The sequence below is a fragment of the Nocardioides sp. Root122 genome (assembly GCF_001425025.1).
In the GTDB taxonomy this organism is placed as follows: Bacteria; Actinomycetota; Actinomycetes; order Propionibacteriales; family Nocardioidaceae; genus Nocardioides.
This window is the reverse complement of sequence record NZ_LMDE01000015.1, coordinates 137,813-164,556: the sequence shown is the minus strand read 5'-3', so window position 1 is coordinate 164,556 and position 26,744 is coordinate 137,813. Positions and strand designations below refer to the sequence as shown.

The window sequence follows — 26,744 nt, the reverse complement described above, 5'->3', positions numbered from 1 at the left end:
GACGACGTGCCCACCTGCGACCTCGTGCTCCCCTGCCGCGACGAAGCGCCCGCGCTCAGGGCCCTCCTGCCGCGGGTGCCGTCGACCTTCTCCGTGATCGTCGTCGACAACGGCTCGCGCGACGACACCGCCGCGGTGGCCCGCGAGCACGGGGCCCGCGTCGTCGTCGAGCCGGTGCCGGGATACGGCGCGGCGGTCCACGCCGGCATGCTCGCCGCGACCCACGACCACGTCGCGGTGATGGACGGCGACGGCTCCTTCGACCCCGCCCAGCTGCTGCCGATGCTCGCCGAGGTGGAGGCCGGGTTGGCCGACATCGCGGTAGGCCGGCGGCGACCCGTCCGGGGCGGCGTCTGGCCCTGGCACGCCAGGGCCGGCAACGCGCTGATCGCCACCTGGCTGCGGCACCGCATCGGGATGGACGCCCATGACATCGCGCCGATGCGGGTGTGCCGCCGCGAGGCGCTGCTCGACCTCGACCTGCGCGACCGCCGCTTCGGCTACCCCGTCGAGCTGCTCCAGGCGATCACCCGCGCCGGGTGGCAGGTCTCCGAGCACGACGTCGACTACCACCCGCGGGCCGCCGGCACCCGGTCGAAGGTGTCCGGATCGGTGCGCGGCACGGTGCGCACGGCGCTCGACTTCGCACAGGTCCTCCGATGAAGGTGCTCCTCGTGGCCAAGGCTCCCGTCGCCGGGCAGGTCAAGACCCGCCTGGGTGCCGTGGTCGGCGCCGACACCGCCGCCGCCCTCGCCGCCGCCGCCCTGCTCGACACGATCGAGGCCTGCCTCATGACCGGCGCCGAGGGCCACCTGAGCCTCGCCGGCGACCTCCGCGACGCCGTTCAGGGGGACGCCCTCAAGGCTGCCCTCACCGGCTGGACGATCAGTCCGCAACGCGGTGACGGCCTCGCCGAGCGGCTCGTGAGCGCCCACGCCGATGCCGGTCCCGGCGTGGTCGTCCAGATCGGCATGGACACCCCCCACGTCACGGCCGTCGCCCTCCGCGGGGTCGCCGCCGGGCTGGCGCGGCACGACGCGGTGCTCGCTCCGGCCGAGGACGGCGGGTGGTGGGCCCTCGGGCGCCTGGACCCGGATGTCGTACGCCACGTCGCGCAGGTGGAGATGTCCACCGCCGACACCTTCACCGGCACCCGTCGCGCCCTCGAGCACGCGGGATGCCGGGTGGGTCCGGCGCCGGTCATGACCGACGTGGACACGGTCGCGGACGCCGACCGCGTCGCCCTCCTGGCTCCCCACACCCGCTTCGCCCGCGCCTGGCGCGAGGCCCGTCCCGGCGGTGCGCCGTGATCGACGCGTCCTTCACCGAGGTCTTCGCCAGCGCGCTGCACGGCACGCCCACCGTGGTCGTGCGCCACGGCGAGGAGCCGATGACGCTCCCCGTCGACGTCTGGAGCCGCTCTGCCGACCACCACGACCGGGCGCTGGTCGGGCTGTGCGTGGGGCCGACGATCGACGTCGGGTGCGGGCCGGGGCGGCTGACCGAGGCACTGGCCGCCGCCGGCCACATCGCGCTCGGCATCGACGTCGTCGACGCCGCCGTGTCACTGGCTCGGGCGAGGGGCGTGCCGGCGGTGAAGCGCGACGTGTTCGACCGTGTCCCCGGCGAGGGGCGGTGGACCACCGCGCTGCTCGCCGACGGCAACGTCGGCATCGGCGGCGACCCGGTCGCCCTCCTGCGCCGGGTCCGCCACCTGCTGGGTCCCGGCGGGCGCGTCGTGGTGGAGGTGGACGCGCCCGGGATGCGGATGGCGCAGGGCTGGGCCTCGCTCGAGTCGACCGGACGTCGCAGCCGGCCCTTCCGCTGGGCCACCCTCGGCCTCGACGACCTCGCCCGCACGGCTTCCTCGGCCGGGCTGACGGTCCGCGGCACGCACCGGCTGGGGGATCGTCACGCCGCCGTGCTGTCCGAGCCGGGCGAGGGGTCGTCGTGGTGACGTCGCGGCTGCGGCTGCCGACCCCCGACTCGTTCACCTCACGCCTGCGGAGCCCGGCGGTGGCGGCCCGGGTGGGTCTGTGGCTCGGCCTGTGCTTCGCCACGTGCTTCGTCACCGGCCTGGTCAGCCACTACGCCCAGCAGCCGACCCATCCGATCCCCTTCCCCACCAGCCCGAGCTGGGGCTACCGACTGACCCAGGGCCTGCACGTCACCACCGGTGTGGCCGCGATCCCGTTGCTCCTCGTGAAGCTGTGGTCCGTGCTGCCCCGGCTGTTCGAGGCGCCACCCCTCGGCGACCCGCGCCGGCTGCTGCTCACCGCCCTCGAGCGTGGCTCCATCGCGGTGCTGGTCGCGGCGTCGGTGTTCCAGCTCGCGACCGGCCTGCTCAATGCGGCGCAGTGGTACCCCTGGACCACCTTCTCCTTCCGCACCACCCACTACGCCCTGGCGTGGATCGCGATCGGCGCGCTCCTGGTGCACGTGGCGGTCAAGCTGCCGTTGATCCGCGACGTGCTGGCCCGCGACATCGACGACACGGCCCACGACCGCCCGGGCGCCCGCGAGGCCGGCGCACTGTCGCGCCGCGCCCTGGTCCGTACGACGTTCGCTGCCGCCGGGGTCGCCGTCCTCGCGACCGCTGGTGGCACCGTGCCGTGGCTGCGCCGGGTGTCGGTCTTCGCCACCCGGACCGGCGAGGGACCGGGCGGGGTGCCCATCAACAAGTCCGCGACCGCGGCCGGGGTCGAGGAGTCGGCGACGTCGCCCGACTGGCGGCTGGAGGTGGTCGTCGGCGGCACCGTGGCAGCGGTGCTGTCCCTGGACGACCTGCGGGCGATGCCCCAGCACACCGTTGACCTCCCCATCGCCTGCGTCGAGGGCTGGAGCGCCCAGGGCACCTGGTCCGGCGTGCGCCTCGTCGACCTGCTGCGCAGCGCGGGCGCGAGGGCCGGCGACGTCGTCGTGACGTCGCTGCAGCGGGCCGGCGCGTTCCGCCGCACCACGCTGCCGGCCAACTTCGCCGCCGACGCACGCACCCTCGTGGCCCTCGACCTCGCCGGCGAGCCGCTCGCGCTCGACCACGGGTTCCCGTGCCGGTTGATCGCACCCGACCGCCCGGGCGTGCTGCAGACCAAGTGGCTCGCCCGGCTGGAGGTGGACGGATGAGGGCACGGTTGCTCCTGGCGGCGGCCGGCGCGGGCCTCGCCCTCTACGGGCTGGCCCTGCTGCTCACCCGGCAGGAGCCTCGGCAGTGGCTCGAGGTCGCCCTGTGGCTCGGCGCCGGGGTGGTGGCGCACGACGTGCTGCTCTCCGCGCTGGTCGTCGGGGCCGGACTGCTCGGCTCCCGGCTGCTGCCGGCGTCGTGGCGGGCACCGGCGGCGATCGCGCTGGTCGTGTGGGGCGGCCTCAGCGTGGTCGCCGTCCCGGTGCTGGTGGGTGGCGGCGTCCGGGCCGACAACCCGACGCTGCTCGACCGGCCGTACATCGCGACCTGGTGGGTGGTCAGTGCCACAGTGGTCCTGCTGGTGGCGGTCACCGGGTTCCTCCGGACCCGCCGGGCGCACGGCGAGGGGTGAGCGGGATGGCGAAGGTGCTGGTCGTCGACGACGACGCGACCGTGCGCGAGGTGGTGGTGGACTACCTCCGCAACGCCGGCCACGACGTCCACGAGGCCGTCGACGGGGCCGGGGCTCTCGACGCCGTCCGCACGGTCGGCACCGACCTGGTCGTGCTCGACGTGATGATGCCGGGCATCGACGGCCTTGAGGTGTGCCGGCGCCTGCGGCGGCACTCCGACGTACCGGTCGTGCTGCTCACCGCGCTCGGGGCCGAGCAGGACCGCGTCGTGGGACTGGAGATCGGCGCCGACGACTACGTCACCAAGCCCTTCAGCCCGCGGGAGCTCGTGCTGCGCGTCGACTCCATCCTGCGCCGCACCTCGGGCGGCGCCGACCCCGATGTGCCCTCCGTGCTGGTCGACGGCGATCTCGTGGTCGACCGCGGCCGCCGCCTGGTGACGCTCGCCGGACGCGAGGCGGCGCTGACCGGGCGCGAGTTCGACCTGCTGGCGTTCTTCGCCGCCCATCCCGGCATCGCCTTCTCCCGCGACGACCTGCTCCAGCAGGTGTGGGGCTGGTCCTTCGGTGACCAGTCGACCGTCACGGTCCACGTGCGCCGGCTCCGCGAGAAGGTGGAGGCCGACCCGACCACCCCGACCCGGCTGCTCACCGTGTGGGGCGTCGGCTACCGCTGGGAGCCGCAGTCATGAGCGACCTCGCCGAGATCTGGTTCGTGGCCGCCGCCAGCGGCACCACCGTCGGCCTGCTGGGACTGCTCGCAGGATGGTTCCTCCGCCACCGCTCACTGCACTGGCAGCTCGCGATCGTCGGCGTTGTCACCACCCTCACCATCCTGCTCGGCGTGCAGGCGATCTCGCGGCGCATGCTCATCTCCGACCACGACCGTTCCGTCGTGCTGATCGTCACGAGCGCTGCCGCCGTCGTGTCCTTGGCCGTGGCGCTGGTGCTGTCGACCGCCCTGGTGCGGTGGTCCCGGTCGCTGCGCGAGGACGTACGCCGTGTCGGCGACGGCGACGCGGTGGTCGGCGGTCGCCGCGGGCCGGTCGAGCTGCAGGCGCTGTCGACCGAGCTGGCCTCGGCGCACCGCCGGCTCGCCGAGGCGCGCGACCGCGAGCAGCGGCTCGAGGCGTCGCGCCGCGAGCTGGTCTCGTGGGTCTCGCACGACCTGCGCACCCCGTTGGCCGGGATCCGGGTGATGGCCGAGGCGCTGGAGGACTCGATCACGACCGATCCGGCGCGCTACCACCGGCAGATCCGCGGGGAGGTCGACCGGATGGTCCAGATGGTCGACGACCTCTTCGAGCTGTCCCGCATCCACGCCGGCCAGCTCGTCGTCGAGCCGCAGGCGATCGTCGTCGGCGACCTGGTCAGCGAGGCGCTCGCGGCCGCCGACCCGGTCGCCCGCGCGCGCCACGTCAGGCTCGGCGGGGAGGTCCCGCACGGGCTCCAGGTCGCCGCGGACCCGGCCGGCCTGACCCGGGTCCTGGCCAACCTCATCGTCAACGGGATCCGCCACACCCCGGCAGACGGATCCGTGCACGTCGCCGCGCGGTCCGTCGCCGGGGGCGTCGAGCTCGCCGTGACCGACGGGTGCGGCGGCATCCCCGAGGACGCGCGCGAGCGGTTGTTCGACCTGGGCTACCGCGGGACCAGTGCTCGCACGCCCGACGACCCCCTCCAGGACGTGCACACGTCGCGGGCGGGCCTCGGGCTGGCGATCGTCAAGGGCATCGTCGAGGCCCACCACGGCGAGGTCGCGGTCGACAACGTCGGACCCGAGACCTCACCGGGTGCCGGCTGCCGCTTCCGCGTGGTCCTCCCCGTCGGCTGACCCGTCACCCGGGCGCGTGCCCCGAGTGACGGCGAGCAGCACGACGACACCCACTGCGGCTGCGACCAGCGAGGCCAGCAGGATCGCGATCTTGGCCTCCTCGGTGAGCAGGTCCGCGCCGGGGAAGGACAGCCCGGCGATGAACAGCGAGACGGTGAACCCGATGCCACCGACCGCCCCCAGGCCGAGGACCATCGGCCAGGTGGTGTCCTGGGGCAACCGGCCCAGGCCCAGCCGTACGGCGATGAGCGAGGCCGCGAAGATGCCCACCGGCTTGCCGAGCACCAGGCCGAGCACGATCCCGATGCCGACCGGTTCGGTGAAGACCTTGCCGACCGCGCCGAGCTCGACGCCGGCGTTGGCGAGCGCGAAGACCGGCAGGACGACGTAGGCGGAGACGGGGTGGAGTGCGCTCTGCAGCCGCTCGACCACCGAGACCGACTCCTTGAGCAGGAAGCGCAGCTTGGCCAGCTCGTCGGGGTCGAGCACGTTGTCGCGCAGCGCGGCCCGGGCGTGCCCGCGGGCCACGTTCTCGTTGAGAAGCGGGCCGGCGGGCGCCAGCAGGCCGATCGCCACGCCCGCCAGGGTGGCGTGGACCCCGGACTCCAGCAGCGCGAACCACACGCCCACGCCCAGGATCGCGTAGACCACGACGGTCCAGACCCGCAGCATCCGGGCCACGACCATCGCCCCGAGGAGCGCGAGCGCGATCGCGAGCCAGCCGAGCGAGAGGTCGGAGGTGTAGAACACCGCGATCACCAGGATCGCGCCGATGTCGTCGACGATGGCGAGCGTCAGCAGGAACAGCCGCGCCGCGGAGGGGATCCGGCGCCCCAGGATGCCGAGCACGCCGACCGCGAAGGCGATGTCCGTGGCCATCGGGATCCCCCAGCCGGAGCCGCCGTCGCTGCCCGGCGGGTTGAGTGCGAGGTAGAGACCTGCGGGCACGACCATGCCGCCGATCGCGGCGACGATCGGGAGCGCTGCGGTCTTCGGGTCGCGGAGGTCACCGTTGACCAGCTCGTACTTGATCTCCAGGCCGACGACGAAGAAGAAGATGACCATCAACGCGTCGTTGACCCAGTGCTGCAGCGACTCGTCGAGGTGGAGCGGGCCGACGTCGAGGACGAGGTGGGTGTGCCACAGGGAGTCGTACGACGACGCCCACGGGCTGTTGGCCCAGACCAGCGCCACGGCGGCGGCGGCGAGCAGCAGCAGGGAGCCGGCCGACTCGACGCGGAGGAACTCGCGCACCGGGCGCGCCACGAGCCTGGCCAACGGCTTGTTGCTGGCGAGGTAGACCGGGCCGTTCTCCCAGAGGTCGTCGTCGGGGCCGGGGCCGGCGTGTGGGTCGTGGGAGCGCGATGCCATGCGGGCGCATCCTTCCGGGGTGGTCGGGGTAACGATCACCGCGGCTGCTCGCCGCGGGCCGACCAGACTTCCCGGCTCACCTGAGGGCCCAGTCTAGACGGTCGCGTTGGTAGGGTCGCAGCCGTCACCCGACGACGTACGACGAAGGACTGCTGCGCATGGCACACGAACCGGTCAAGGACAGCGATCCGACGCTGGGCAAGCTCGTCATGGATGCGCAGCGCGACATCTCGACGCTCATCTCCAAGGAGATCGAGCTCGCCAAGAGCGAGCTCAAGATCAGCGTCAAGCACGGTGGCACCGGCATCGGCCTGTTCGCCGGTGCTGCGTTCCTCGGCCTGCTTGCCGTGATCATGCTGTCGGTCTCGATCGCCTACTTCATCCACTGGGCCGGGCTCGGCCTGCACTGGGCGTTCCTCATCGTCTTCGGGCTCTACGTCCTCATCGCAGCGCTGCTGGCCTTCATCGGCATCAAGCAGGTCAAGCAGGTGAAGGCGCCCGAGCGCGCGATCCAGCAGGGCAAGCAGATCCCCCAGGCGCTCAAGGGCCGCCCGTAGTCGCTGAACGACAGTCCCTGATCGAGTCAGCGCACGCAGGTGCCGGTGTCGACCGGTGACTCCTCGGTGATCCCACGGGCCGCCGACTCGGAGAGCTGCGAAGCGGTCAGCGCATAGCCGGTGTCCTTGTCGCTGACGGACGCCGCGAAGACCATGCCGGCGACGTCGCCCCCCGAGGTGAGGATCGGCCCGCCCGAGTTGCCCGGGCGGATCAGCGCGCGCAGCGAGTAGACCTGGCGGATCACCGTGCCCTCACCGTAGATGTCGGGCGAGCGCAGCCGCTGCTGCGAGCGGATGCGACCGGCCTCGACGTCGTAGGGGCCGTCCTCGGGATAGCCGACGACCGCGACGTTGTCGTCGGGCTGGGCCTCGGTGTCGAGCGCGAGGTGCGGCACACCCGGGTCGGGCATCGCCAGCACCGCGATGTCGAGGTCGGGGTCGTAGAGGACGACCGAGGCGACGACCGTCGAGCCACCGACCTCCACCTCCGGCCGGGTGACGCCGGCGACCACGTGGGCGTTGGTCATCAGCCGCCCCGGCGCGAAGAAGAAGCCCGTGCCCTCGACCCCGCTGCCGCAGCCGTTGGCACCGCGCACCTTGACCACGCTGGACTGCGCGGCGACCACGTCGGGGTCGGTGAGCATCCGCTTGTCGCCGGGCTCGACCGCGACGATGCGCTCCGGGGCGAAGGGCTCGAGGTAACGCGGGAAGAAGGTCGTGCCCACGACGTTGTTGAAGGTCTGCAGCACCTTGCTCGCGTCGGCCGGGAGGGTCTGGTCGACCCTGGCGAGCACGGTCGAGTCGCGCACCAGGGGCGTGATCGCGCCGATCCGGGTGCCGGACACCGCGACGCCGAGAGCCCAGGCGACCAGCAGCACCGCCGCCGCGCTCAGGGCCGCGCCGCCGATCGCGTCGACGGCGCGGATCGGCTGCCAGGTGATGCGGTCGCGGATCCGCGAGCCGGCGTACTGGAGGAGCGCCTGGCCGACCGAGGCGGAGACGATCACGATGAACAGCGCGCCCAGCGAGACCCACAGCGAGGGGGCCGCGTCCCCGAGGGCGGTCGGTGCGGCCCAAATGCCGAGGAGGCCGCCGATGAGCAGGCCGGAGGTGGCGAAGGCGCCGGTGATGAAGCCCTGCCAGTAGCCGGAGAGGGCATAGATCCCCACGAGCGCCAGCAGGCACCAGTCGAGGACGTTCATGGTGCTACTCCTCGAGCTTGGTGTTGGGTGCCAGGTCGGTTCCCCTGGGCACACCCTGCAGCATGTGGTCCGGCAGGTCACGCACCCGCGCCCGGTCCCAGTCCTGCGCCCAGCCGAGGTAGTCGAGGAGCCGGGCGACGATGCCGGCCGTGAAGCCCCACAGGATGAGGTCCTTGTCGGGACCGATGAGGAAGCCGGGGCCCGTCCAGCCGCTCGGGTGGCGGACGTTGATCCGGTGCTCGGGGTCGAGGAGCTCGGCGATCGCCACGTGGTGGATCTCGTGCACCTCGTCGGGGCTGGCGATGCGCACCTCGCCCGGGTCCTTCCAGTAGCCGAGGACCGGCGTCACGGCGAAGTTGCTCGGCGGCAGCCACAGCTCGGGCAGCTCACCGAAGACCTCGACCTCGGACGGTTCGAGCCCGATCTCCTCGTAGGCCTCGCGCAGCGCCCCCTCCCGCGGGGTCTCGCCCTCGTCGAGCGAGCCGCCCGGGAAGGACACCTGGCCCGGGTGCGAGCGCATGTGGTGCGCGCGCTCGGTGAGCAGCAGCTCGCCCCGGTGCGCGATGTCGTCGGGGCCGGTCGGGTCGGCGGCGCGGTCGGCGAACACCATCAGCACCGCGCCGCGTCGTGCCTCGGCGTCCTCGGGCGGCATGAACCGCGTCAGCTCGTGGACGGTGATGGTGGCCGCCGCCTCCACCACCGGGGCGAGCCAGCCGGGCAGCCCGGTGCTCACAGGGTGATCCCGAGCTGGTCGGCGACGAGCCGCTCGACCTCCGCCACGGACTCCACGCCACCGGAGGCCTCACCGACGACCTCGCCGTCGGCGTCGACGAAGACGAAGGCCGGCATGCCGCGGCGGGCGACCGCGAAGGCCTTCTCCACCATCAGGTCACCGCCGGGGTCGGCGACGGAGGGGTAGGTCACGCCGGTCTCCTCGGCCAGCGCGAGGGCACCGCCGGGGTGGACGTCGTTGAAGTCGATGCCCAGCACCGCGACCCGGTCGCCGTGCTGCTGGTGGAACTCCTCCAGCGCGGGCATCTCCTTCTTGCACGGGCCGCAGTTGGCCTGCCAGAGGTTGATCACCATCGGCCCGCGGAGCGTGGACAGGTCGACGTCGGGGCCGCCGCCGAGGCACGGCAGCGTCACCTCGGGCAGACCGCCGTCGACCTGCTCGCCGACGCCGGGGGCGCAGTCCTCCATGCCGATGCGGGCCTTGACCTCGCGCAGCTCGGGGGTGTCGACCTGCACGTCCGGGGGGCGTACGTCGATCGCGTCGGGGCTGCACGCCGCCATCGAGGCGACCAGCAGGATCGGCAGGATCGCCCGGCGGAGCCGCCTCATGCAGGCCCCTGCGTGGTGACGAGCTTCTCCGCCTCGACCGGGTCGGTCGGGCCGGCCCCGAAGGACGGGCACAGCCGGGCGAGCGGGCAGGCGCCACAGGCCGGCTTCTTGGCGTGGCACCGACGACGGCCGTGCCAGATGACGTGGTGGGACAGCATCGTCCAGTCCCGCTTGGGGAAGAGGGCTCCGACGGCGTGCTCGACCTTGACCGGGTCGGTCTCCTCGGTCCAGCCGAAGCGACGCACGAGCCGGCCGAAGTGGGTGTCGACGGTGATGCCGGGCTTGCCGAACGCGTTGCCCAGGACCACGTTGGCCGTCTTGCGGCCGACGCCGGGCAGGGTGACGAGGTCGTCGAGCCGGGCGGGCACCTCGCCGTCGAAGGTGTCGACCAGCGCCTGGCTGAGCTTGAGCAGCGAGTCAGTCTTCTGCCGGAAGAAGCCCAGCGGGCCGAGGAGCTGCTCCATGTGCTCGCGCGGCGCGGCCGCCATCGCCTCGGGCGTGGGGTAGGCCGCGAACAGCGCCGGGCTGGCCGCGTTGACCCGCCGGTCGGTGGTCTGCGCCGAGATCACCGTGACGACGAGGCACTCGAACGGGTTGGTGAAGTCGAGCTCGGCCGCGGCGTCGGGATAGGTCTCGGCCAGGATCCGGTCCATCCTGCGGGCCCGCCGCACGAGGGACGTGTCGGGCTTGGCGATCTCGTGGGGCTGGACCTTGGGGGCTGCGGGCACGCGCCCAGCCTACGGTTCGGCTCCGACACCCCTGAGCCAGGCGGGAGGCGGGCGAACCCAACTCACGGGTGAGTGCATTGCGGCTTGTGAGCCACACCACGGCTAGGATCGTGCCGATCCCGAGGGCGTGACGCGGGACGCACCTATCTGGAGGATTGACGTGGACACCGACGTGCTTCGCCAGGCACCGCTGTTCAGCTCGCTGGACGACGAGGCGGCCACCGCTCTGGGCGGCTCCATGGCCGAGACCACCCTGCGCCGCGGAGACGTCCTCTTCCACGAGGGCGACTCCGGCGACAAGCTCTACATCGTGACCGAGGGCAAGGTGAAGCTCGGCCGCTCCGCCGCCGACGGCCGCGAGAACCTCCTCGCGATCATGGGCCCCGGCCAGATGTTCGGTGAGCTCTCGCTCTTCGACCCCGGCCCGCGCTCGGCCACGGTCACCGCGGTCACCGACGCCACCTTCGCCTCCCTCTCGCACGACGACCTGCTGCGCTGGCTCGAGGGCCGCCCACAGGTCGCCCGCGGCCTGCTCTCCCAGCTGGCCTCGCGGCTGCGCAAGTCCAACGACGTGGTGGCCGACCTGGTCTTCTCCGACGTCCCCGGCCGCGTCGCCAAGGCGCTGCTGGACCTGGCCGACCGCTTCGGCCGCACCGCCGACGACGGCGTCCACGTCCACCACGACCTCACCCAGGAGGAGCTCGCCCAGCTGGTCGGCGCCTCCCGCGAGACGGTCAACAAGGCGCTCGCCGACTTCGCCTCGCGCGGCTGGCTGCGCCTGGAGCCCCGCTCCGTGGTGATCATGGACCTCGAGCGCCTCTCCCGCCGCGCCCGCTGAAACTTCCTCGCTCCTCCTGACCCCCGCCGGGGCGCGTCCGCGCGTCTGACGTGGTGAAGGGGGCCTGATGACCGATCGATCCGGGTTCGACGAGTTCGTCCACGCGCGCGGACCAGCGCTCGCGCGGACGGCGTACCTGCTGACGAGTGACCACCACCTCGCCGAGGACCTCGTGCAGGCCGCGCTCGTGCAGGCGGCGAAGCACTGGGAGCGCATCGAGACCTCGCCCGAGGCCTACGTGCGGCGCACGATGTACCACCAGAACATCTCGTGGTGGCGGCGCCGCAAGGTCGCCGAGACGTCGCTGGAGTCGTACGACGCCCCGGTGGCCGCGTCCGACCCGACGATCCGGCTCACCCTGGAGCAGGCGCTGCGCCGGCTCACGCCGCGCCAGCGCACGGTGCTGGTGCTGCGCTACTTCGAGGACCTCACCGAGGTCCAGACGGCTTCCGCGCTGGGCATCTCCAGCGGTGCGGTGAAGTCCATGTCGCGCGACGCCCTGCGTCGGCTGCGCACCCTGGCACCCGAGCTCGCCGACCTGGTGGGAGCAGACGCATGACGACCCAGCTGCGCGAGGAGCTCGACGCCCTCGCCGAGACCCAGACCTTCTCGCCCGACCCGTCCGCCTGGGACCGCGGCCGCCGCGCGCGACGTCGCGCCCGCGTCGGCCGCGCCGCCGCCGGACTCGCAGCGGTCGCCCTCGTCGTGGGCGCCGGCGCGGTCACCCTCGTGCCGGACCGGGAGGCGCCGCAGCCCGCCGAGGTGCCAGGCGGCGCCCTCCCGAGCCGGGTGGATCTGCGGGACGCCGACTTCGGTGCCGACTTCGAGACGGACTACGCCATCGGCCGGGCGTCGGTCGCGCTCAGCGGCAACGGGCTCCTCCTGGTCGACGCCGAGGACGGGACGTACCACCGGTTCGGCGTCGTCGCCGACCTCGTCGCCCTCTCGCCCGACGGCTACCGGGTCGCGTGGTGGTCCGGCGACGGGCAGGACCCCGACCGCATCCACATCGCCGACCTGCGCACCGGCGCGGTGACCGACTGGGCGTTCAACATGGGAGGCGGCGGCCAGGTGGAGGCCCTGTCGTGGCGGCCCGACTCCGCCCAGCTGCTCTGGCGGGGCCGCGACGACGCCGGTGACAAGATCGCCGCTCTCATCGACGTGACCGGCCCGTCGGAGACGCCCGACTTCTCCGGCCGCTACGGCTCCCGCGGCATCCCCTCGCCCAGTCGCGACATCATCGCCCTGCCCTCCGACGGCGCGGTCACCGCGGCGCCGTTCGAGCAGATCCCCGAGCGCGGCAGCGGCCGGATGACGGGCATCCCGGTCGACCGCGCACTGCCGGCCGACCTCCATCCCGACGGTGCCGTCGTGACTCCCGTCGGCTGGGCCGACGAGGACCACGTGGTCGCGATCATCGACCCGCCGCCCAGCGACGTCGTCGAGCGACCCCGGCTGGCGGTCCTCACCTCGCCGGACCGGCCGGAGGCGGAGTGGACCTACCGCGAGTTCCTGCCGCGCCTGCCACCCGAGGCCACCAGCTTCGCGGTCGACCTCGTCCCGGACCTCACCGGCGACCCCGACCAGGAGCTGACGCACGACTTCTCGGCCTTCGCCGCGGCGCCGGACGACGGCCCGGGCGCGCTGCCGTACGCGCTGGGCGGGCTCGCCGCGCTGGCCGCGGGTCTGGCGTTCGTCCGGATGATGCAGAAGCGCGCCTGAAGATTTCCTAGGGTGGGTGCCACCCGGCACGGCGCGGGCCTGCGTCTGACGTCGTGAAGGGGGTAGCAGTGATCACTGACGACGAGGCAGGTTTCGCCGAGTTCGTGGCGGCACGCCAGGCGGCGCTGTCGCGGACGGCGTACCTGCTCACGGGTGACCACCACCTCGCCCAGGACCTCGTGCAGGCCGCGCTGCTGCAGGCCGCGAAGCACTGGGGCCGGATCCACACCTCTCCGGAGGCCTACGTCCGCCGGGCGATGTACCACCAGAACATCTCGTGGTGGCGACGCCGGAGGGTCGCCGAGACGACGCTGGAGTCCCACGACGGCGCACTCGCCGCGGCCGACACCGACCTGCGGCTCACCCTCGACCAGGCGCTCGCCCGCCTTACCCCCAAGCAGCGCACCGTGCTGGTGCTGCGGTTCTACGAGGACCTCACCGAGACCGAGACCGCCCGCACCCTCGGGCTCTCGACCAGCACAGTGAAGTCCACGACGCGCCAGGCGCTGGCCCGGCTCCGGGTGCTCGAGCCCGAGCTGGCCGAGCTGATCGGAGCAGACGCATGACCACGCACCCGGACCAGGACCTCAGCACCACCCTGCGCCGCATCGCCGACAGCACGGACCCGCTCCCCGTCGCCGACGACCTCTGGCGGCGCGGCCAGCGCGCCCGCCGCCGCGGCCGGGTGCTCGCCGTCGCCGCCGTCCTCGCCGTCCTCGCCTCTGTCGGTGGCGTCGTCACGCTGGTCTCCGCCGACCGCGAGGTCCGTACGGCGTCCACCGAGGTCGTCGAGGGCGGGGCCATCCCCAGCCGCATCGAGGACCCGGGCGAGCTCACGCTGGAGCCTGACCTCGAGATCGGGCGCGCCTCGGTCGCCTTCTTCTCCGAGACGGGACAGGCCGTCGTGGTCGGGGCCGACGACGGCCGGTACCACGCACTCGACCTCCCCGACCTGTCTCGCGACCTCGGCCCCCTGGCGCTCTCGCCCGACGGGCGACACCTGGCGTGGTCGAGTCATGGCCGAATCCACTCGGCCGACCTCGACGACGGGTCGCAAACGTACTACCCCAGCCACCCCGAGCACGCCTCGGTGATCGCCCTGCGCTGGGCACCCGACTCCAGCCAGCTGCTGTGGAACGGCACGAACGAGGACGGCGAGAAGTCCGGCGGCGTCCTGCCGGCCGGCGACTACATCGGAGGCCCCCTCCTCCCTTCGGCACTCCGAGGCATCCCGTCACCGACGAACCAGCTGGTCGCGACCTCGTCGAGCCTGCCGTCCGACGCCGCGCGGTTCGTGCGTCGCAGGGGTCGCGTGGTCGAACGCCACCTTCCGGAGGACCTCTACCCCAGCGGTGCAGCCGTGACTCCTGTCGGCTGGGCCGCCGACCACCTGGTCGTGGCCCAGGCCTACGGTCCCCCCGGTTCCTACGTCGAGGGTCAGCACCTGGTGCTCTTCACCTCCCCGGACCGTCCCGAGTCCGAGTGGACCTACCGCATCCTCCTGCGCGACATTCCCCAGAACGCCGTTCCCCTCAGCATCGCCGTCGACCTCGTACCCGACCTCGACGGCACGTCCTCGCAGCAGCTGACCCACGACTTCGGCGACACGCTCGCGCCCGACCAGCGCGACATCTCGTGGCTCATCGGCCTCGGCGTCGCCGCAGCGATCGCCGTGCTGCTCGGCCTGCGGTGGCTCTGGCGCCGCTTCCTCGGCTAGTCCCCTACGTTCTGCTACTGCCCGGCGCCCGGCAGCGGTGCAGAACGTAGGGGACTACCCCGGGTCAGGAGCGGGGGTCGCGGCCGGCGAAGGCGACGAGGCGGTCGTAGGCCGACGCGTCCGCGCCCACCTCCACCTCCGTGCCGAAGGCACCGCCGCGCCGCTCGGGCGGCAGGTTCTGCTGCATGAAGGCCAGGCCCCGCTCGGCGACCTCGTCGTCGAGGGGCATCGGCCGGCCGAGCGCCCGGACCAGGTCCCAGGTGTGCACGCCGAGCTCCGCGGTCTGCCAGTCGGCCTGCGCGGCCTGCTCGTCGGGCTGGCCGTGCCAGTGGTGGAGGAGGTCGTCGCCGTGGGTGCGGAAGTGGCCCGCCCACTGGTCGTCGGGGACGTCGGCGGGCGCCTTCCAGTCGACCTTCTCCCCCCGGGCCTGCTGCAGGAAGTGCTCGGGGGCGGCAGCGAGGTGCGCAGCGAGCTGGCGCACGGACCAGTCGCCGCACGGCGTCGGCCTGTCCAGGTCGTCGGCGTGGATCGCGGCGAGGGCGTCGCCGGCCTGGTCGAGCGCGCGGGAGAGGACCACGATGGCCTGGTGAGGAGTTGCCATGCCACCACTCCATCGCCAACCGGTGCGGGGCGCAAGGGGCGGTGAGTGACGCGACGCAGGACCTTCGCCTCTTTTTTCACGGACTCCTACCGGTAAATCTGCTGGCATGACTCCAGACCTCCCCCTTGTCGAGAAGGACCACGCCTGCGCCTGCGGAGAGCACGACGCCACGCACCCCGAGCTGGACGCGCGGCTGATCCCGCACGCCCTGCGCCACGGCGCCATCCTCGGCGCGTTGTCCCGGGTCCGCCCGGGCTCCGCGATGGTGCTCGTCGCGCCGCACAACCCGCTCCCCCTGCTCGCCGAGATCGACCGCGAGGAGAAGGGCGCGATCGCGGTGACCTACCTCGCCGAAGGACCCGAGGCGTGGCGCCTGCTCCTGACCCGCGCGGCCTGACCACCCCGGCGGGGCGGCCGCAGCAGGCGCGCGGCACATGGGGGCTGCGTGACCGGCCCGGGGTGCTGTGGCTCGTCCTGGCGGTCCTGGTGGCGCTGGCGCACCCGTTCGTGCCCGACGCCGTGTGGCTGCTCACCCACCTCGTCCTGCTGGGTGCGCTCACCCACTCGGCGATGGTGTGGAGCACCCACTTCGCCGCCACCATCCTCAAGTCGCCGCCGACGATCGACGACCGCCGGGTCCAGTCCCGGCGCCTGCTGCTCCTGCTCGCCGGCACGGCCATGGTGGTCGTCGGCGTGCCCAGCACGTGGTGGCCCCTGACGCTCGTGGGTGCGGTCACCGTCAGCACGGCGGTCGGCTGGCACGCCGTGCAGCTCGTACGCCGCCTGCGCCGCGCGCTTCCCGGCCGCTTCCGCGTGACGGTGCGCTTCTACATCGCGGCCGCCGCCTGCCTGCCGGTCGGGGCGACCTTCGGCGTCCTGCTCGCCCGCCAGCCGGCCGACCCGTGGCACGGCCGGCTCCTGGCCGCCCACGTCGCGACCATGGCCCTCGGCTGGCTCGGCCTCACCATGACCGGCACCCTCGTCACGCTGTGGCCGACGATGCTCCGCACCCGGATGGACGACCGCGCCGAGCGGCTCGCCCGTCAGTCCCTTCCGGTCTTCCTCACCGCGCTGGTCGTCATCGACACGACCGCCCTGCTCGGGCTCTCCGCCGGCACCGCCGCGGGCCTCGTCCTCTGGCTGGCCGGCCTCGCCTGGTGGGGACGCGCCCTCGTCTCGCCGCTGCGACGCCGTCCGCCCCGCGAGCTCGGCCCCGCCTCCGTCGGCCTGGCGCTGCTCTGGCTGGCCGGCGGGCTGGTCGCGGCCGCGGTCACCGTCGCCGTCCGCGGGGTGGGCGACTTCGGCGACCTCACCGGCCGGATCGCGGCCGTCGTCGCTGCCGGCTTCGGGCTGCAGCTGCTCACCGGCGCACTGAGCCACCTCGTCCCCAGCGTGCTGGGCGGCGGGCCGAGCGTCGTACGCGCCGGTCAGCGCTGGCTGGAGAAGGGGGCCGTGCTGCGCCTGACCCTCGTCAACGGCGGCCTGGTCGTCTGCCTGCTACCCGTGCCGTCGGGCGTGCGCGTCGTGGCGTCGACGCTGGTGCTGCTGGCGTTCGCAGCGTTCGTGCCGCTGATGCTGCGCGGCATCCGGGCCGCCGTAGCGGCCCGGCGCGCACTGGTCGCCGGCGAACCCGTCGAGACGCCCGAGCGTGCCCCGTGGTCGCTCGGCCAGCTGGCCGCCGCGACGAGCATGCTCGCCCTGGTCGTCGCGGTCGCCGGGGCGCTGGCCGGGCCCGCTGCGTCCTCCGACCTGGCCGCCGGCGCGACCCCGACCGGCGAGACCACCACGGTCCGCGTCGAGGCCCACGACATGGCCTTCCACCCCGCCACGATCGACCTCCCCGCCGGCAACCGGCTGGTGATCGAGCTGGTCAACACCGACGACGAGGACACCCACGACCTGGTGCTGCCCGACGGGGCGCACACCCCACGGCTCGCACCCGGGGACGCCGCCACGCTCGACGCCGGTGTCGTCGGGTCATCCACCGAGGGATGGTGCTCGGTCGTCGGCCACCGGCGGATGGGCATGGTGCTGACCATCCGCGTCGGCTCCTCCGCACCGGCAGCCGCGCCCGCGGCCGACCACGAGCACATGGCGCACGGCTCGGACCACGACGCCGCCGCCACCTCACCGGCGTACGACGCCTCGCTCCCGCCCGTGTCCGGCCGCGTCCACCGGGTCTACCTGACCATCGACGAGACCGTCCTCGAGGTGGCGCCCGGGGTGTGGCAGCAGCGGTGGACCTTCGACGGGCAGGTCCCCGGACCGGTGCTGCACGGACGCGTCGGCGACCGGTTCGTGGTCACCGTCCACAACGCCGCGCAGATGACCCACTCGATCGACTTCCACGCCGGCGAGCGGGCACCGGACCGGGTGATGCGGGCGATCCCGCCGGGCGGCACGCTGGTCTACCGCTTCACCGCGAGGCGGGCCGGGATCTGGATGTACCACTGCTCGACGATGCCGATGAGCAGCCACATCGCGGCCGGGCTGGCCGGAGCGGTCGTCATCGAGCCGCCGGGCCTCGCGCCCGTCGACCACGAGTGGGTGCTCGTCGGCTCCGAGACCTTCCTCGGCGACGACACGTCATGGGAGGGCGCCGATGAGGTCGACGACACCGCCGTGGCGGCCGAGCAGCCCGACCTGGTGGCCTTCAACGGGCGCGCCTTCCAGTACGACACCGCGCCCCTGCGCGCGCGGGTCGGCGAGAGCGTGCGGATGTGGGTCCTCGACGCCGGACCCAACCGGGCGATGGCGTTCCACGTCGTGGGCGAGCAGCTCGAGTCCACCTGGAGCGAGGGCGCGTGGACGCTCCGGCCCGGCACGAGCGGAGGGGCGCAGGTGCTGCCGCTGCTTCCCGCCCAGGGCGGCTTCGCCGAGCTCACCTTCGACGAGCCGGGGCGCTACCCCTTCGTCAACCACGTCATGGTCGACGCCGAGCGGGGGCAGCACGGCGTCGTCGAGGTGACGCGGTGAGCTACTTCTCGGTGAGGTAGGCCAGCTGGGCGCGCACCGACAGCTCGGCGGCACCCCACAGCACCGGGTCGACGTCGACGTAGACGATCTCGACGATCGCCCGGGGCAGCGTCTCGTGCGTCAGTGTCGCACCGGAGGGGGCGCCGCCCTCCCGCTCGATCGCGTGGAGGTCGCGCAGGGCCTGCCGGACCTGGTCGAGCCGCTGCTGACGGTGCGCCAGGTAGAGGTCGAGGGCGCCGATCGCGTCGTCGATCACCGGGCCGTGCCCGGGCCAGACGGTGGTGATGCCCTGCTCGCCGCACAGCGCGTGCAGCCGCTGGAGCGAGGAGAGGTAGGCGCCGAGCTGGCCGTCGGGGTGCGCCACGACCGTGGTGCCCCGCCCCAGGACGGTGTCGCCGGTGAGCACCGCGCGGTCCTGCGGGACGACGAAGGAGAGCGAGTCGGCGGTGTGGCCGGGCGTGGCCACGACGTGCACCTCCAGCCCGCCGACCGCGACCACGTCGCCCTCGCCGAGGCCCTCGGAGCCGAGGCGGCAGGCCGGGTCCAGGGCTCGTACGCCGCACCCGTGCCGCTCGGCGTACTCCCGCGCGGCCTCGCTGTGGTCGGCGTGGTGGTGGGTCAGCAGGACGACCGCCACGTCGCCCGCGGCCGCGTCGATCGCGTCGAGGTGCGCGGTGATCGAGGGCCCCGGGTCGACGACGACCGACCGCGCGGAGTCGGGGTCGCGCAGCACCCACGTGTTGGTGCCGTCGAGGGTCATGATGTCGGCGTTGGGCGCCAGCACGCACTGCCCGGTCGAGCCGAAGGACCCGCCGACCCAGCCCGCTCCGTCGCTCATCGACCGGCCACGAGGGCGGTGTAGTGCGCGGGCGTGGAGAGGATGAACTCGTCGCCGTCGGCCACCACCTCGGGCATGAACATCTCCACGGTGCGGGTCTGCGCCTCGACCAGCACCGCGTCGGGGTCCGCGTGCTGCGCGACGTCGAGGCAGGTCAGCCAGGTCGGCGGCAGCATGAAGATCTGCTGCTGCTCCACCTGGTCGACGGCCTCCTGCGCACCCAGCCAGGCGACGGAGGACGACTCGGAGGAGACGTCGCGGGTGACCTGGCCCTCGGGCAGCCGGGCCACGAAGAACCACGTGCGGTAGCGCCGCGGCTCGAAGACGGGCGTCAGCCAGCCCGACCAGGCGCCGAGCAGGTCGGTGCGCAGGACGAGCGAGCGCTTCTCGAGGAACTCGGTCAGCGACGTCGTGCGCGACTCCAGGGCGACCCGGTCGGCCTCCCAGTCGTCGCCGGTCGTGTCGGCGACGACCTCGTCGGCGCTCGGCCCGGCGAGCAGCACGGACGACTCCTCGAAGGTCTCGCGCACCGCGGCGCAGACCAGCGCCCGGGCCTCGGGCTCGTCGCACCCGAGCCGTGACGCCCACTCCGCCGGCGACGGTCCGGCCCAGAGGCCGCGGTCGACGAGCTCGTCATCGAAGTCACGGGGGTCGACGCCGCCGCCGGGGAACACGCACATCCCCCCGGCGAAGGCCATCGACGTCTGGCGGCGCAGGAGGTAGACCTCCGAGCCGGACGCCCCCGGGCGCAGCAGCACGACCGTGGCCGCGTCCCGGGGCTCGGCCGGCGTGGCTTCGCCAGCGGCGTACGACCGGGCCTGGGCGACGAGCGCCTCGGGCAGCGGCAGTCGGTCCATGCGGGACAGGGCCTCAGACCTCGACGACGATCTCGACCTCGACCGGCACGTCGAGCGGCAGCACGGAGACGCCGACGGCGGACCGGGCGTGCAGGCCCGCGTCGCCGAAGACCTCGCCGAGCAGCTCGGAGGCACCGTTGGCGACCTTGGGCTGGCCGGTGAAGTCGGGCGTCGAGGCGACGAAGACGACGACCTTCACGACGCGCTTCACGTCGTCGAGGGAGCCGATCTCGGCCTTGACCGCGGCGAGCGCGTTGAGGGCGCACTGACGCGCGCACTCGTAGCCCTGCTCCTCGGTGACGGCGCCGCCGACCTTGCCGACGGCGACCATCTCGCCGTCACGCGCGGGCAGCTGGCCGGCGGTGAAGACGAGGTTCCCGGTACGGGCGGTGGGCTGGTAGGCCGCGACCGGCGGGACGACCTCGGGGACGGTGATGCCCAGCTCGGCGAGACGCGCCTCGGCACCCATCTCAGGCCCCCTGTCCGGGACGCTTGAGGAAGGCGACCAGACCACCCTGGGCGTTGGTGTGGATCGCCACCAGCTCCCAGCCGTCCTGGCCGAAGTTGTTGAGCATGAGCGCTTCGTTGTGGAGCGGAATCGGCGCCACCTGGTATTCCCACTTCGTCATGGCTCGCACCCTACTCGGGGCGGACGGGGGTCCTCCCGTGGGCGGACGTGCGACCGGACGCAGCCGTCTATCGTCCGCACCATGCCGACGAGGATGGACCAGCACCCGTGGCGTCTCGGGCCCCGCAGCCAGCGGTGGTTCGACCGCCTGCTGGTCGCCGGGCTGCTGCTGCTCGCCGTGGGTCACGTCCTCGCCGGCCAGCCGGCCTCCGCGCTCTTCTCCGTGGCCGAGGTGGTGCCGCTGTTGTGGCGCCGGCACCACGCCTGGCCGGTGTTCCTGGCCGTGGCGGCGATCAGTGCCATGCAGGCCGTCGCGGTGGACGAGCCGACCGTCGGGCAGCTCGCGTTCCCCGTCGCCGTCTGGTCCGTGGCGCGCTGCGCACCGCGCTGGCAGGGCGTCGCGGCCCTCCTCGTCGGCTACGCCGGCGCCGTGGTCGCCGCGACCCGCTGGCTGGTCGGCTTCGGTGCCGGGGAGATCACCGCCGGCAACCTCGCCCCCTACGGCGTCACCATCAGCGCGATCGTCACGGCCGCGTGGGCGCTGGGCTCCGCCGCCCAGTCGCGGGAGAAGTACGTCGACTCGCTGGTCGCGCGCGCGGAGCAGGCCGAGCGGATGGCCGAGCGCGAGGTGGAGCTGGCCGCCCGCGACGAGCGGTCGCGGATCGCCCGGGAGATGCACGACGTGGTGGCCCACGGCTTGTCGGTGATCGTGGTCCAGGCCGACGGCGCCCGCTACGCCGCGGCCAAGGACCCGGACGTCGCGGTCGACACCCTCGCGACGATCTCGACGACCGGCCGCGAGGCGCTCACCGAGATGCGACGGCTGCTGGGGCTGCTGCGCGACGGCGACACCGGCGTGGCGCCGCAGCCCGGCCTCGACGACGTACGCCACCTGGTGGACGAGGCGCGCGCCGCCGGGGCCCGCGTCGTGGCCGACCTGCCCCAGGCACCGACGGACGTGGCCGACGGCGTCGGGCTGGCGGCGTACCGGATCGTGCAGGAGGCGCTGACCAACGTGCGCAAGCACGCCGGGCCTGCCGCGACCGCGTCCGTACGGGTCTCGGTCGGGCGCGCGGTGGAGGTCGAGGTGCGCGACGACGGGCGCGGGGCGGCCGCCCCGTCCGACGGCCACGGGCTCGGGCTGGTCGGCATGCGCGAGCGCGCGGCCGTGCACGGCGGGACGCTGGCGGCCGGACCGGCGACCGGCGGCGGGTTCGTGGTGTCTGCGAGGCTGCCGCTGTGAGCGCGTCGGAACCGGTCCGGGTCTTCCTCGTCGACGACCAGCAGATGGTGCGCGCCGGCTTCCGGATGCTCGTCGAGAGCCAGGACGACATGGTCGTGGTCGGCGAGGCCGGCGACGGGGGCGAGGCCCTCGAGCGCCTGGCCGTGACGAGCGCCGACGTCGTGCTGATGGACGTCCGCATGCCGCGCCTCGACGGCGTGGAGACCACGCGGCGGTTGCTGGCCGGACCCACGCCACCGCGGGTGATCGTGCTGACCACCTTCGACCTCGACGAGTACGCCTTCGCCGCGATCCGCGCCGGCGCCTCGGCCTTCCTCCTCAAGGACGCCGCCCCGCCCGACCTGCTGGCCGCGATCCGGGCCGTGCAGGCCGGCGACGCCGTCGTCGCGCCGAGCACCACCCGACGGCTGCTCGACCACTTCGCGGCGCTGCCCGACCCCGGCTCCCCCGCAGCCGCCGACGACCGGCTGGCCCTGCTCACCGAGCGCGAGGTCGAGGTGCTCACCCTCATCGCCCGCGGCCTGACCAACACCGAGATCGCCACCGAGCTGGTCGTCGCCGAGACCACCGTCAAGACCCACGTCGGCCGGGTGCTTGCCAAGACCGGCTCCCGCGACCGGGTCCAGCTCGTCGTGCTCGGCTACGAGGCCGGGCTCGTCGTCCCCTAGGCCGACGGCCGGCAGGTCCTCCCCGGGTCGTACGACGACGAGCGATCGTCCGCCCCCGGACCGACCTCCAGTCCGTGCCCGGGGCGGACGATCGCGGGGCCGATCCCGACGAGCGTTGTCCCCATGACGACGACACTCACCCACCAGACGACGGCCGCCAGCGCGCGCGGCCTCACCCGCACCTACGGCGACGGCGACAGCGCCGTCCACGCGCTGCGCGGCATCGACCTCGACCTGCCCGCCGGCCGCTTCACCGCGATCATGGGCCCGAGCGGGTCCGGCAAGTCCACCCTCATGCACTGCCTGGCCGGCCTCGACGCAGCCACCGCAGGCACGGTCACGGTGGCCGGACGCGACCTCGCCGGTCTCGACGACACCGCCCTCACCCTCTTCCGCCGCGAGCACATCGGCTTCGTCTTCCAGGCCTTCAACCTGCTCCCGATGCTCACCGCCGGGCAGAACATCCTGCTCCCGCTCGAGCTCGCCGGGCGCGCCGTCGACCGGGCGCGCTACGACCAGGTCGTCGGCGTGCTCGGCCTCGCCGACCGCCTCGGCCACCTGCCCAGCCAGCTCTCGGGCGGGCAGCAGCAGCGGGTCGCCATCGCCCGCGCGCTGGTCACCCAGCCCGACATCGTCTTCGCCGACGAGCCGACCGGCAACCTCGACAGCGAGGCCGGCGCCGAGGTCCTCGGCCACCTCCGCCGGTCGGTCCGCGAGCTCGGCATGACCGTCGTCATGGTCACCCACGAGCTCGAGGCAGCGACGTACGCCGACGACGTGGTGGTCATCCACGACGGCGCCGTCAGCGCGCACCTGACCGACCCCAGCCAGGACGAGCTCGTCGCCGCGCTCCGCGGGCGGAGCGCCTGATGCGCGGGGTGCTGCTGGCGTCGTTGCGCCACCACACACGCAGGTACGTCGCCGCGGCGCTCGCCGTGGTCATCGGCGTGGCCTTCGTCGTGGTCACCGGCATGCTCACCGGCGCGACCCGCGAGGGCCTGACCGCCGACGTCGGCGCGCCCGTCGCCGCGGTCGACCACGTCGTCACCGTCGACGACGCGAAGGCTGCGAGCAACCTCCTCGACGCCGGTGCCGAGCGCGGGATCCCTGCACTGTCGTTGGGCTACGCCATGGAGACCGTGAGCCGCGACGGCGTGCAGGTCGCCGCCTCCGCGGACATCTCCGAGGTCTCCCTCGAGCCCGCCCTGCAGTGGCAGGACCTGCAGGAGGGCAGGTTCCCGACGGCACCGGGCGAGGCCGTCGCCGACGTGAACGCCGCGAAGAGCACCGACGTGGCCATCGGCGACGTGCTGCGCATCGGCACCGGCGACGCCGCGACCGACGTCGAGGTGGTCGGGCTCGTCGACAGCCCCGCCGCCATGGGCGCGTCGCTCTACGTGCCGTGGCAGGTGCTCGAAGGTTTCCGCGGAACGCTGTGGGTCGACGCCGTGGCCTGGGGCGGCGCGCCCGAGCTGGCCACCGACATCGTCCCGGGCGCGACCGTCGAGTCCGCCGACGACTGGGTCGCGGCCCGTCAGGCCGAGATCTCGCGCGGCGTCGACGTGCTCGCGATCATGGCGCTGATCTTCGTCTTCATCGCGCTCTTCGTCGGTGTGATGGTCATCGCCAACACCTTCGCGATCCTCTTCGCCCAGCGGATGCGTGACTTCGCGCTGCTGCGCTGCGTCGGCGTCACCCGCCGGCAGCTGCGCCGGGCCGTGCGGCTCGAGGCGCTCGCCCTCGGGCTGGCGGCGTCCGCGCTCGGCGTCGCCGTCGGCGCCGCGCTCGGCTACGGCCTGGTCGCACTCGTCCGGCACTGGCACGCCGACATGGGCAGCGCCGCGCCCGACCCGCTGTGGACGGGCGGAGCCTTCGTCATCGGCCTGGTCGTCACCCTGCTCGCTGCCTGGCTCCCCACCCGGAGCGCGACCACGGTGCCTCCGCTCGCAGCGCTGCGGCCCGACACCGGGGTCGACGTACGCTCCGCGGTCGGTCGCTGGCGGCTGGGGTTCGCCGGGCTCTTCCTGGCCGGGGGCGCCGCACTGCTCGCCGTCTCCGTGGTCTCCCACACCGTCCCCGTGATGCTGGCCGGCGGCAGCGCCGCCTTCATCGGCGTGCTGCTGCTGGGCCCCGTCCTGGTGCCCACGCTGATCCGGGCGGTGGGCCGCGTCGTCGGCGACGGCCCGGTGCGACAGCTCGCCACCGGCAACGCCGTGCGCAACCCGCGGCGTACGGCGACCACCGCGGCGTCGCTGCTCATCGGCGTGACCCTCACCACCGCCGTGCTCACCGGGCTGGCGTCCACCCGCACCGAGCTCGACCGCGAGATGGACGACGAGTACCCGCTCGATGCGACGATCACCGCCGTCGACGCCCCGCTGGCGGCCGACCTCGCCGAGCGGGCCGGCGCTGTCGAGGGAGTCGCGGAGGTGGCGGCGCTCGACGGGACCGTGGCCACGATCGGACGGATCGAGGTGCCGCTGGTCGGGATCGACCGGCGGCCGGGAGTCGTGCGCGGCACCGAGGACCTGGCGCCCGCCGACGACGTGCTGGTGCTGCCGTACGACGTCATCGAGGAGCTCCCCCGCGCGATGGCTCACCAGGCGTGGAAGGGCCGCGAGGTGACCGTCACCGTCGGCGGCCACGAGCACAGGCTGCCCGTCGAGCCGTCGTCCGGGTGGGGTCGCGCGGGGATCGTCTCCGGCGCGACGCTCGCCGCCCTCGACTCCTCCCCGCAGCCGACGGCCGTGTGGGTGCGTGCCGACGACGGGGCCGACGCCGAGGACCTCCGCGGCGACCTCGCGGCCCTCGCCGGTGCCTCCGGCGCCGGGCTCGACGGCGGCTACAGCAACCGCGCCTGGGTGAACCTCCAGGTCGACGTGATGACCGGCGCGGTCGTCGGTCTCCTGGCGATCGCGATCGTGATCGCCCTGGTCGGGATCGCGAACACACTGGGGCTCTCCGTGCTCGAGCGCGGACGGGAGAACGCGCTCCTGCGGGCGATGGGGCTGACCCGCAGCCAGCTGCGCCGGGCGATGGCGGCCGAGGGGCTGCTGCTCTCCGGGGTGGCGACCGTGCTCGGCACCGCGCTGGGGCTCGCCTTCGCCTGGATCGGCGTCGAGGTGCTGATCGGCACCGTGGTCGACGACGCGGGGATGACCGTCCCCGTCGCGCAGGTCGCCGCCGTCGCAGTGGTCGCCGCGCTGGCCGGTCTCGGTGCGTGCGTCGTACCGGCGCGGAAGGCGGCGCGGGTGACGCCGGCCGCGGGGCTCGCGCTCGACTGAGGAGACACACAGACGCCCCGGACCTCCGCAGGGGAGAGGTCCGGGGCGTCGGTCGGTGGGCCGGTCAGTCGGTCTTGCGGCTGACCAGGATCCCGAGCACGGCGTAGCCGACGAGGAGGTGGAGCGCGCCGACCCACATCCCGACGGTCGCGCCGAAGATGCCCATCGCGGGGACGGTCACGACCGCCCAGCTCTCGGCGACCATCGGCCAGAAGCGGGACAGGCCCGACCAGCGTCCGGCGACGGCGAGCCGGACACCGATGAGGAACATGCCCAGCATCGACAGCGGCCAGAACAGGTCGAGCGCGAGCCACCCCGGCTGGCTGAGGTCGGAGACCCCGACGGCGTCGACGACCGTGGAGGCGATCGCCAGGCTGAGCGCGACGGTCTCGGCGCGGATCACCCCGCGGGCGATCCGGCCGGCGCCCAGCGCCTGCGTCCGCCAGAGCACACGCAGCAGGAACAGCACGCCGACCTGGAAGAGCCCGGAGCCGAGTCCGAAGACCAGCAGGCCCACGGTGTCGCTCGGGTCCTGGCCCACGGCGAGGATCGAGGCGGACCAGGCGACGGCGCCGGCGGTCAGCACCCGGCCGTGCAGCAGGAAGGGCCGGGTGGGGCTCGTCGCGGCGCCGGGAGCCGCGGTGGCGACGTCCGAGCGGGCGGGAGCGGGAGAGTGCGAGATCGTCACGGTCGTGACTCCTGTTCGATGAGGTGGGCGCCGCGGTTGCGGCATGCCAGGAGGTTCGCGCTCCCGGCGACCCGGCCGGCAGGGAGCGTCGTCCCGACCCCGGTCCCCTCGTGCAGTC

At 73.7% G+C, this 26,744-nt stretch carries 30 protein-coding genes; 19 read left to right on the top strand and 11 right to left on the bottom strand.

Features of this window, described 5'->3' with window-relative positions; genetic code table 11:
* Positions 1 to 6 precede the first annotated feature (6 nt).
* From ASC64_RS20390 to ASC64_RS20360, 7 genes are read left to right on the top strand one after another with little or no spacing between them, the layout of a single operon-like run.
* Positions 7 to 663 (top strand): glycosyltransferase family 2 protein, encoded by a 657-nt coding sequence (locus ASC64_RS20390; RefSeq protein ID WP_056909378.1) that lies wholly within the window; start codon positions 7 to 9, stop codon positions 661 to 663.
* Positions 660 to 1,310 (top strand): TIGR04282 family arsenosugar biosynthesis glycosyltransferase, encoded by a 651-nt coding sequence (locus tag ASC64_RS20385; RefSeq protein WP_056909377.1) that lies wholly within the window; start codon positions 660 to 662, stop codon positions 1,308 to 1,310. Before ASC64_RS20390 ends, ASC64_RS20385 begins: the two co-directional genes overlap by 4 nt.
* Positions 1,307 to 1,957 (top strand): methyltransferase domain-containing protein, encoded by a 651-nt coding sequence (locus ASC64_RS20380; RefSeq protein WP_056909376.1) that lies wholly within the window; start codon positions 1,307 to 1,309, stop codon positions 1,955 to 1,957. The genes ASC64_RS20385 and ASC64_RS20380 overlap by 4 nt, the downstream gene beginning before the upstream one ends.
* A complete protein-coding gene (locus tag ASC64_RS20375) occupies positions 1,954 to 3,123 on the top strand; it encodes a molybdopterin-dependent oxidoreductase (protein WP_235563853.1) in 1,170 nt (389 codons plus the stop codon). Before ASC64_RS20380 ends, ASC64_RS20375 begins: the two co-directional genes overlap by 4 nt.
* Positions 3,120 to 3,533: a hypothetical protein gene (locus tag ASC64_RS20370; protein WP_156385312.1), complete on the top strand. Its 414-nt coding sequence runs from the start codon at positions 3,120 to 3,122 to the stop codon at positions 3,531 to 3,533. Before ASC64_RS20375 ends, ASC64_RS20370 begins: the two co-directional genes overlap by 4 nt.
* A gap of 5 nt (positions 3,534 to 3,538) precedes the next feature.
* Positions 3,539 to 4,225, top strand: coding sequence for a response regulator transcription factor (locus ASC64_RS20365; protein ID WP_056909374.1), 687 nt, complete (start codon positions 3,539 to 3,541; stop codon positions 4,223 to 4,225).
* The gene (locus tag ASC64_RS20360; RefSeq protein WP_056909373.1) at positions 4,222 to 5,367 is read left to right on the top strand and encodes a sensor histidine kinase; all 1,146 of its coding nucleotides are present in this window, start codon (positions 4,222 to 4,224) and stop codon (positions 5,365 to 5,367) included. The genes ASC64_RS20365 and ASC64_RS20360 overlap by 4 nt, the downstream gene beginning before the upstream one ends.
* On the opposite strand, the gene nhaA is transcribed toward ASC64_RS20360, so the two are convergent.
* Positions 5,320 to 6,738 (bottom strand): Na+/H+ antiporter NhaA, encoded by a 1,419-nt coding sequence (nhaA, locus tag ASC64_RS20355; RefSeq protein ID WP_082550681.1) that lies wholly within the window; start codon positions 6,736 to 6,738, stop codon positions 5,320 to 5,322. The two genes, ASC64_RS20360 and nhaA, sit on opposite strands and share 48 nt — an antisense overlap.
* Before the next feature lie 158 nt (positions 6,739 to 6,896).
* Between nhaA and ASC64_RS20350 the strand changes: the two genes are divergently transcribed.
* On the top strand, positions 6,897 to 7,295 hold the full coding sequence (locus ASC64_RS20350) for a phage holin family protein (protein ID WP_056909372.1): 399 nt from the start codon (positions 6,897 to 6,899) through the stop codon (positions 7,293 to 7,295).
* A gap of 26 nt (positions 7,296 to 7,321) precedes the next feature.
* Here ASC64_RS20350 and ASC64_RS20345 read toward each other — a convergent pair whose 3' ends face one another.
* From ASC64_RS20345 to nth, 4 genes are read right to left on the bottom strand one after another with little or no spacing between them, the layout of a single operon-like run.
* The gene (locus tag ASC64_RS20345) at positions 7,322 to 8,497 is read right to left on the bottom strand and encodes a MarP family serine protease (protein ID WP_056909371.1); all 1,176 of its coding nucleotides are present in this window, start codon (positions 8,495 to 8,497) and stop codon (positions 7,322 to 7,324) included.
* A gap of 4 nt (positions 8,498 to 8,501) precedes the next feature.
* The gene (locus ASC64_RS20340; protein ID WP_056909370.1) at positions 8,502 to 9,230 is read right to left on the bottom strand and encodes an NUDIX hydrolase; all 729 of its coding nucleotides are present in this window, start codon (positions 9,228 to 9,230) and stop codon (positions 8,502 to 8,504) included.
* On the bottom strand, positions 9,227 to 9,838 hold the full coding sequence (locus tag ASC64_RS20335; protein ID WP_056909369.1) for a TlpA disulfide reductase family protein: 612 nt from the start codon (positions 9,836 to 9,838) through the stop codon (positions 9,227 to 9,229). Before ASC64_RS20335 ends, ASC64_RS20340 begins: the two co-directional genes overlap by 4 nt.
* A complete protein-coding gene (gene nth / locus ASC64_RS20330) occupies positions 9,835 to 10,491 on the bottom strand; it encodes an endonuclease III (protein WP_082550694.1) in 657 nt (218 codons plus the stop codon). The genes ASC64_RS20335 and nth overlap by 4 nt, the downstream gene beginning before the upstream one ends.
* A 235-nt stretch (positions 10,492 to 10,726) precedes the next feature.
* On the opposite strand from nth, the gene ASC64_RS20325 reads away from it, so the two are divergent.
* The 5 genes from ASC64_RS20325 (at position 10,727) to ASC64_RS20305 (ending at position 14,843) form a co-directional block, all read left to right on the top strand.
* Positions 10,727 to 11,404, top strand: a complete 678-nt coding sequence (locus tag ASC64_RS20325; RefSeq protein ID WP_056909367.1) for a Crp/Fnr family transcriptional regulator — start codon at positions 10,727 to 10,729, stop codon at positions 11,402 to 11,404.
* A 67-nt stretch (positions 11,405 to 11,471) separates the two neighbouring features.
* Entirely contained in the window at positions 11,472 to 11,963 is a 492-nt protein-coding gene (locus ASC64_RS20320) for a SigE family RNA polymerase sigma factor (RefSeq protein ID WP_056909366.1), read from the top strand.
* A complete protein-coding gene (locus ASC64_RS20315) occupies positions 11,960 to 13,126 on the top strand; it encodes a hypothetical protein (protein ID WP_056909365.1) in 1,167 nt (388 codons plus the stop codon). Before ASC64_RS20320 ends, ASC64_RS20315 begins: the two co-directional genes overlap by 4 nt.
* Before the next feature lie 68 nt (positions 13,127 to 13,194).
* Positions 13,195 to 13,692, top strand: coding sequence for a SigE family RNA polymerase sigma factor (locus ASC64_RS20310; RefSeq protein WP_056909364.1), 498 nt, complete (start codon positions 13,195 to 13,197; stop codon positions 13,690 to 13,692).
* Complete coding sequence (locus ASC64_RS20305; RefSeq protein WP_056909363.1) at positions 13,689 to 14,843, top strand: hypothetical protein; 1,155 nt, start codon at positions 13,689 to 13,691, stop codon at positions 14,841 to 14,843. The genes ASC64_RS20310 and ASC64_RS20305 overlap by 4 nt, the downstream gene beginning before the upstream one ends.
* A gap of 64 nt (positions 14,844 to 14,907) precedes the next feature.
* On the opposite strand, the gene ASC64_RS20300 is transcribed toward ASC64_RS20305, so the two are convergent.
* Positions 14,908 to 15,444 (bottom strand): TIGR03086 family metal-binding protein, encoded by a 537-nt coding sequence (locus tag ASC64_RS20300; RefSeq protein WP_056909362.1) that lies wholly within the window; start codon positions 15,442 to 15,444, stop codon positions 14,908 to 14,910.
* A 106-nt stretch (positions 15,445 to 15,550) separates the two neighbouring features.
* On the opposite strand from ASC64_RS20300, the gene ASC64_RS20295 reads away from it, so the two are divergent.
* Entirely contained in the window at positions 15,551 to 15,841 is a 291-nt protein-coding gene (locus tag ASC64_RS20295; protein WP_056909361.1) for a DUF2249 domain-containing protein, read from the top strand.
* Positions 15,811 to 18,420 (top strand): multicopper oxidase domain-containing protein, encoded by a 2,610-nt coding sequence (locus ASC64_RS20290; protein ID WP_235563852.1) that lies wholly within the window; start codon positions 15,811 to 15,813, stop codon positions 18,418 to 18,420. Before ASC64_RS20295 ends, ASC64_RS20290 begins: the two co-directional genes overlap by 31 nt.
* Position 18,421: 1 nt before the next feature.
* On the opposite strand, the gene ASC64_RS20285 is transcribed toward ASC64_RS20290, so the two are convergent.
* From ASC64_RS20285 to ASC64_RS22585, 4 genes are read right to left on the bottom strand one after another with little or no spacing between them, the layout of a single operon-like run.
* Positions 18,422 to 19,258, bottom strand: coding sequence for an MBL fold metallo-hydrolase (locus tag ASC64_RS20285; protein WP_056909360.1), 837 nt, complete (start codon positions 19,256 to 19,258; stop codon positions 18,422 to 18,424).
* The gene (locus tag ASC64_RS20280) at positions 19,255 to 20,115 is read right to left on the bottom strand and encodes an NUDIX hydrolase (protein ID WP_056909359.1); all 861 of its coding nucleotides are present in this window, start codon (positions 20,113 to 20,115) and stop codon (positions 19,255 to 19,257) included. Before ASC64_RS20280 ends, ASC64_RS20285 begins: the two co-directional genes overlap by 4 nt.
* Before the next feature lie 13 nt (positions 20,116 to 20,128).
* Positions 20,129 to 20,584, bottom strand: a complete 456-nt coding sequence (locus ASC64_RS20275) for a RidA family protein (protein WP_056909358.1) — start codon at positions 20,582 to 20,584, stop codon at positions 20,129 to 20,131.
* Between the two features lies 1 nt (position 20,585).
* The gene (locus tag ASC64_RS22585; RefSeq protein WP_200937926.1) at positions 20,586 to 20,744 is read right to left on the bottom strand and encodes a hypothetical protein; all 159 of its coding nucleotides are present in this window, start codon (positions 20,742 to 20,744) and stop codon (positions 20,586 to 20,588) included.
* Positions 20,745 to 20,825: 81 nt separating this feature from the next.
* On the opposite strand from ASC64_RS22585, the gene ASC64_RS20270 reads away from it, so the two are divergent.
* From ASC64_RS20270 to ASC64_RS20255, 4 genes are all read left to right on the top strand, one after another.
* Positions 20,826 to 21,986, top strand: coding sequence for a sensor histidine kinase (locus ASC64_RS20270; RefSeq protein ID WP_082550680.1), 1,161 nt, complete (start codon positions 20,826 to 20,828; stop codon positions 21,984 to 21,986).
* A complete protein-coding gene (locus ASC64_RS20265; protein WP_082550679.1) occupies positions 21,983 to 22,654 on the top strand; it encodes a response regulator in 672 nt (223 codons plus the stop codon). Before ASC64_RS20270 ends, ASC64_RS20265 begins: the two co-directional genes overlap by 4 nt.
* Before the next feature lie 123 nt (positions 22,655 to 22,777).
* Positions 22,778 to 23,524, top strand: a complete 747-nt coding sequence (locus tag ASC64_RS20260; RefSeq protein WP_082550678.1) for an ABC transporter ATP-binding protein — start codon at positions 22,778 to 22,780, stop codon at positions 23,522 to 23,524.
* The gene (locus tag ASC64_RS20255) at positions 23,524 to 25,938 is read left to right on the top strand and encodes an ABC transporter permease (RefSeq protein ID WP_056909355.1); all 2,415 of its coding nucleotides are present in this window, start codon (positions 23,524 to 23,526) and stop codon (positions 25,936 to 25,938) included. The genes ASC64_RS20260 and ASC64_RS20255 overlap by 1 nt, the downstream gene beginning before the upstream one ends.
* A gap of 64 nt (positions 25,939 to 26,002) precedes the next feature.
* Here ASC64_RS20255 and ASC64_RS20250 read toward each other — a convergent pair whose 3' ends face one another.
* The gene (locus tag ASC64_RS20250) at positions 26,003 to 26,626 is read right to left on the bottom strand and encodes a hypothetical protein (protein ID WP_056909354.1); all 624 of its coding nucleotides are present in this window, start codon (positions 26,624 to 26,626) and stop codon (positions 26,003 to 26,005) included.
* Positions 26,627 to 26,744 lie beyond the last annotated feature (118 nt).

Bases quoted from the DNA above. Each gene is read 5' to 3' on its own strand.
- ASC64_RS20385 (WP_056909377.1), top strand. From the start codon at position 660: ATGAAGGTGCTCCTCGTGGCCAAGGCTCCCGTCGCCGGGCAGGTCAAG.
- ASC64_RS20370 (WP_156385312.1), top strand. From the start codon at position 3,120: ATGAGGGCACGGTTGCTCCTGGCGGCGGCCGGCGCGGGCCTCGCCCTC.
- ASC64_RS20365 (WP_056909374.1), top strand. From the start codon at position 3,539: ATGGCGAAGGTGCTGGTCGTCGACGACGACGCGACCGTGCGCGAGGTG.
- ASC64_RS20360 (WP_056909373.1), top strand. From the start codon at position 4,222: ATGAGCGACCTCGCCGAGATCTGGTTCGTGGCCGCCGCCAGCGGCACC.
- nhaA (WP_082550681.1), bottom strand. From the start codon at position 6,738: ATGGCATCGCGCTCCCACGACCCACACGCCGGCCCCGGCCCCGACGAC.
- ASC64_RS20350 (WP_056909372.1), top strand. From the start codon at position 6,897: ATGGCACACGAACCGGTCAAGGACAGCGATCCGACGCTGGGCAAGCTC.
- ASC64_RS20345 (WP_056909371.1), bottom strand. From the start codon at position 8,497: ATGAACGTCCTCGACTGGTGCCTGCTGGCGCTCGTGGGGATCTATGCC.
- ASC64_RS20335 (WP_056909369.1), bottom strand. From the start codon at position 9,838: ATGAGGCGGCTCCGCCGGGCGATCCTGCCGATCCTGCTGGTCGCCTCG.
- nth (WP_082550694.1), bottom strand. From the start codon at position 10,491: ATGGACCGGATCCTGGCCGAGACCTATCCCGACGCCGCGGCCGAGCTC.
- ASC64_RS20320 (WP_056909366.1), top strand. From the start codon at position 11,472: ATGACCGATCGATCCGGGTTCGACGAGTTCGTCCACGCGCGCGGACCA.
- ASC64_RS20315 (WP_056909365.1), top strand. From the start codon at position 11,960: ATGACGACCCAGCTGCGCGAGGAGCTCGACGCCCTCGCCGAGACCCAG.
- ASC64_RS20305 (WP_056909363.1), top strand. From the start codon at position 13,689: ATGACCACGCACCCGGACCAGGACCTCAGCACCACCCTGCGCCGCATC.
- ASC64_RS20300 (WP_056909362.1), bottom strand. From the start codon at position 15,444: ATGGCAACTCCTCACCAGGCCATCGTGGTCCTCTCCCGCGCGCTCGAC.
- ASC64_RS20295 (WP_056909361.1), top strand. From the start codon at position 15,551: ATGACTCCAGACCTCCCCCTTGTCGAGAAGGACCACGCCTGCGCCTGC.
- ASC64_RS20285 (WP_056909360.1), bottom strand. From the start codon at position 19,258: ATGAGCGACGGAGCGGGCTGGGTCGGCGGGTCCTTCGGCTCGACCGGG.
- ASC64_RS20280 (WP_056909359.1), bottom strand. From the start codon at position 20,115: ATGGACCGACTGCCGCTGCCCGAGGCGCTCGTCGCCCAGGCCCGGTCG.
- ASC64_RS20275 (WP_056909358.1), bottom strand. From the start codon at position 20,584: ATGGGTGCCGAGGCGCGTCTCGCCGAGCTGGGCATCACCGTCCCCGAG.
- ASC64_RS22585 (WP_200937926.1), bottom strand. From the start codon at position 20,744: ATGACGAAGTGGGAATACCAGGTGGCGCCGATTCCGCTCCACAACGAA.
- ASC64_RS20270 (WP_082550680.1), top strand. From the start codon at position 20,826: ATGCCGACGAGGATGGACCAGCACCCGTGGCGTCTCGGGCCCCGCAGC.
- ASC64_RS20260 (WP_082550678.1), top strand. From the start codon at position 22,778: ATGACGACGACACTCACCCACCAGACGACGGCCGCCAGCGCGCGCGGC.
- ASC64_RS20255 (WP_056909355.1), top strand. From the start codon at position 23,524: ATGCGCGGGGTGCTGCTGGCGTCGTTGCGCCACCACACACGCAGGTAC.